This is a genomic window from Bacillus sp. JJ864, from assembly GCF_036963045.1.
In the GTDB taxonomy this organism is placed as follows: domain Bacteria; phylum Bacillota; class Bacilli; order Bacillales; family Bacillaceae_G; genus Bacillus_A; species Bacillus_A pseudomycoides_C.
The window spans coordinates 1-3,656 of the sequence record NZ_JBALLY010000068.1; the positions used below are offsets into that span (position 1 = coordinate 1).

Below are 3,656 nucleotides of genomic sequence, written 5' to 3' on the forward strand. Positions count from 1 at the left end.
CATTATACTGCTTTGTATATTCATTAAATTTATTTTTTGGAGAATCAATCTCTTGATAAGATTGATTTACAACTTTTACTTTTTCACTAATCGCTTTTAATTTTTCATCTTTCGCTTGCAACATTGTATATAATTCTTTTTCTAGTTTTAATGATTTTTTATAGCTATCATACATCTTGTTGAAGGCATCATAACGACCTTTATATGAATCTTGTACTTTCTTTGCTTGCTCTTGTAACTTTTTATCTTTAAGATCTTTTACATATTTATCAACATCTTTTGTTTCTGCTTGCGCTTTATCTAACGTCTCTTTTTCTTTATCTAACACTTTTTCACGATCAGTAACGCTTTTTACAGCTTGATCTACCTTCTCTTTTACCACTTGGTTGTTATCTTTTCCGTCTTTTACAATCTGGCTATATAATTCTTGCCCTTGCTTTTCTAATGTTTCTAATGTTTTCGCATCATCAAAGATTGGTTTTTCTTTTTTGGCAGCATTCTCAAATGCTACGTACAACTCTTCTTCTGGTTTAGGTCCGAAACAACCTGCAAGTAAACTCATTGATATAGCTGCTACTATTGCTACTTTTTTATATTTCAACTTCAATTCCTCCTAATTTTATATGCGATTATCATGCCAGAAATTTAATGAAAAATGACTTGCTTCATCGTATACTTCAAAGTCATATCCTTTTTTACGAAGATCATCAATGATTGTTTGCAACGCTTCCACTGTTTGCTTCTTTTCATGCATTAACACGACTTCTCGTTCTTTATTAACATGAGGAACAACATTTTGAATGACTCCATTAGGGTTTCCTGGTAATTTCCAATCTAAAGAATCAACTGTCCAATCCCATTCTTTCATACCAACAGATGTCATTTGATCACGCAACGCTTGAGTAAGACCCGGCATACTTCCATACGGACAACGAACAAGGTTCGGATGAATACCTGTTACCTCTTTCATAATATCCTGAGCTTGTTTCATTTCCTCAACAAATTTACCTTCTTTATACAGTTTATTATAATTATGCGTCATACTATGAACACCTGGATAATGCCCATCTTTTACTAAACGCTTTACACTATCCTTATGAGCTGGAATATTCCCACCAATCATAAAGAATGTTGCCTTTATATTATTCTTCTTTAAAATATCTAATATTTCCTTTTGAAATTCACTTGGACCATCATCAAATGTTAAGTACACTATTTTACGCATTTGACCGTTATATTTTTCTGGTACTTCTTTTTTCATCTCTACTTTTGGTTGTTCACTTGCAAACTGAACAGTATTTTCTTGATTTGCAACTGCTTTTGCAGGAGAAGTAATGGATTGAAACATAAAAAACCCTGCCGCTACAACACAAATTGCGATAAAAACAATACCCAAGCGTTTAATCATTGTGGAGCGACGGTTCGTAACGTCTACCATTCTATCATTTCCTTTCTATTTTTCTATACACCTTTACTTTTTTCATTTTACACAGCATAAATGAATCGACGCAATATATAAATACAAATTGAAAAAACGACATAAAAACCACATTCTTTTTATATAGATGAGAGCATCTAGCTATGTATAGCAGCGGCTTATATGTTGAAAAATCAGAATGAATTTATATAACAAATTCTAGTTATTTTCCAAACGTCTTCAAAAGGAAAAGTGTAGAGATCTTTCCAACTCTACACTTTTAATGAGAAATCATTGTGCAAAATGTACTGATACGTCCATCATTAATTATATGCTGATTAACTACATTTTTAAAGGGGGTTGTCACAAAATCCATAATATATTGTAACAAAACTGCAAAAAATGTTTCAAAATAATAATGTTATAATTCCATTCATTGCATATCTCTATTTTGATATAACCTCGTTTGTGCCAGTTCTAACAATTCTTCAACTGAATTTCCTTCTAATGGATATATTGCTCCGCTAGACATAAATATGATGTGTACCATATCATCTTATAACATCTTTGTTGAATTTTTAGCAATTCGATTCATGAATGTCGATTCTTCCTATCCTTTATCTGCTGCAATTATTACATATTTATTTCTTTCGAGCATGTTATAACATCACTTTTTCGCACTAATGTTTGTTCTATCTTTGAAATCATTTGCTCCCGTTTTGATTCCAAAATACTACTCTTCAATTATTATATGTCGCTATGTATCTGTTGCTATTCTATTAAATAAAAAAATGTGTGTACAACTACTACACCATTTTATATAAGCTTGTATTTCTTTCATTTCTATTTTCATATACATATTATATGAAACATATAACATAAGGAGGGACATATCCTGAAAACAGAAAATTTATCCGACATTCTCCGTTTTCTTACTGGGTTTCTTTTATCATTAAAGCTATTATTTGAATCATTTGGATTACATTTCATTTCAAATGGACAAATCGATGCAATTGTCAATGTTGCCTCTTTTTTATTTATCTTATATTTCGGATATAAAAATAACTATTTAGGAAAAAAAGGACTTGAACAAAAAGAACTTTTGAAAAAGCACAACCTCCACTAATGAAAGGGCACTTTAACTAAAAAATGTTCTTCACACCCATAGGAAAGATCTTATATGCAAAATAAGAACCTCCCTATAAAAAGGAACTGAACGCATGTTAGATCATCATAAAAGAAGGTAATTATCCATTATATATGGACGATTTCCTTCTTCACCTGTTTATACTTATATATAAATTCATTTTAATTTTTCAACATGCTACGCAAAAGAAAACATGACCTGCACTTGTGTTCACGCTTGTATATAGCAGGGAAAAAACTAACCGATTCTATACACGGTGAAATGTTCTCGTCCACCTAAAAAGAATCTTCATGTCGCTTTTATCAGCATAGTCTCCTTTGTTTGCAATGGTCCATACACTTGGTTATTATGTTGAAATGTATATGTAGCACGAAGAGGCAAAAAAGGTGGTAAACTGTTACGCTCAGCTTTTACTTGCCATACTAAACGTGCTTTTTCTTTCGGTAATAAGTTATCTATACGCCAACGAACAAGCTGAAAAAGAAATTCATTTTCCCCATTATTGGATGTTAAAGTATTTGGTACAAACGATAACTGATCTCTAATCATATGACTGACAAATATGCGAGAAGCAGCCTCTTCCCCTTGATTATCTACTTCAATTTGAATTGCAATTATATCCTGAATTTCATAATAAACAGTGTTTGAAAACGAAGTGTTTTGTTTCATATTACACACAGAAAGTGTTACTTCTATACGAGGGATATATTGCTTATAAACTAAATCTTTGTCCGTACTCCCTGACCACAAAGCAGGTTGTACACTCAAAGTAAACTTATTTTGTTTTTCTAACTCACCACAATCTTTCACCATACAAATTCACCCCATTCTCATATTAAATGTATAGCTTTCTTACTTCTTCCATTAACAGTTCCCGAAAACTTATCATTTTTATACTCTTTACTTTATATAGTATTCGATAAACAAAAGAAAAAATCATTCTAAAAAAGCTGCACATCATGTACAGCTTTTTCTTGTATTCCTTTATTCTCTACTAACTCGAAATAAAATGAAACTTCCATCAGTGGGGGGCTTCATCCCCCGCTGACGGAAAGCCCCCCACCTATCTTCTTTAGAAAAGCGGAAGCGGCT

4 protein-coding genes are annotated in these 3,656 nt (G+C 31.9%); 1 reads left to right on the forward strand and 3 read right to left on the reverse strand.

The window, feature by feature from the left end:
• Positions 1 to 562 (reverse strand): YkyA family protein (locus V7024_RS11400; RefSeq protein WP_335519819.1); only part of this gene is annotated, 562 nt, incomplete at its 3' end.
• A 57-nt stretch (positions 563 to 619) separates the two neighbouring features.
• Positions 620 to 1,408 carry a peptidoglycan-N-acetylglucosamine deacetylase gene (locus tag V7024_RS11405; RefSeq protein ID WP_335519822.1) on the reverse strand — a complete coding sequence of 263 codons (789 nt, stop codon included), beginning with the start codon at positions 1,406 to 1,408 and terminating at the stop codon, positions 620 to 622.
• A 901-nt stretch (positions 1,409 to 2,309) separates the two neighbouring features.
• Here V7024_RS11405 and V7024_RS11410 point away from each other — a divergent pair.
• The gene (locus V7024_RS11410; RefSeq protein WP_335519825.1) at positions 2,310 to 2,543 is read left to right on the forward strand and encodes a phage holin; all 234 of its coding nucleotides are present in this window, start codon (positions 2,310 to 2,312) and stop codon (positions 2,541 to 2,543) included.
• 309 nt (positions 2,544 to 2,852) lie between these two features.
• Here V7024_RS11410 and V7024_RS11415 read toward each other — a convergent pair whose 3' ends face one another.
• A complete protein-coding gene (locus tag V7024_RS11415; RefSeq protein ID WP_335519784.1) occupies positions 2,853 to 3,377 on the reverse strand; it encodes a hypothetical protein in 525 nt (174 codons plus the stop codon).
• Positions 3,378 to 3,656: the final 279 nt, after the last annotated feature.